The sequence below is a fragment of the Myxococcus llanfairpwllgwyngyllgogerychwyrndrobwllllantysiliogogogochensis genome (assembly GCF_006636215.1).
Lineage (GTDB): Bacteria > Myxococcota > Myxococcia > Myxococcales > Myxococcaceae > Myxococcus > Myxococcus llanfairpwllgwyngyllgogerychwyrndrobwllllantysiliogogogochensis.
On the sequence record NZ_VIFM01001012.1, the window covers coordinates 1 to 387 of the forward strand.

Here is a 387-nt window from a genome sequence, read left to right on the forward strand (position 1 = left end):
CTGCTGAACGCCGGCTGCTCGCCGAAGCGCTGGCGCACGGCGGGCAGCAGACGGTTTAAAAACGCGTCGCTGCGGCCCAGCTGCATTTCGAAAAACAGGCTTTGTGATTCGTGGATCGCCGTCGAGCGGGCGAGGGCGACCGGCTGATCGATCCAGGTGCGCGGCAAATTCTGCTCATAGCGGGCGTGGCCCGTTTCGTGGATAACGCCAAACAGCGCGCTCAGCAGATCGTCTTCGTTGTAGCGGGTGGTGATACGCACGTCCTGCGGCACGCCGCCGCAGAACGGATGGGCGCTGATGTCCAGACGCCCGGCGTTGAAGTCAAAGCCCAGCACGCGCATCGCTTCCAGCCCGAGCTCGCGCTGTTCGGCGATAGGGAACGGGCCC

1 pseudogene is annotated in these 387 nt (G+C 64.9%); it reads right to left on the minus strand.

Annotated elements, in window-relative coordinates:
* Nucleotides 1–387 (minus strand): annotated as a pseudogene (locus FJV41_RS56650) (carboxypeptidase M32); the annotation flags it as partial.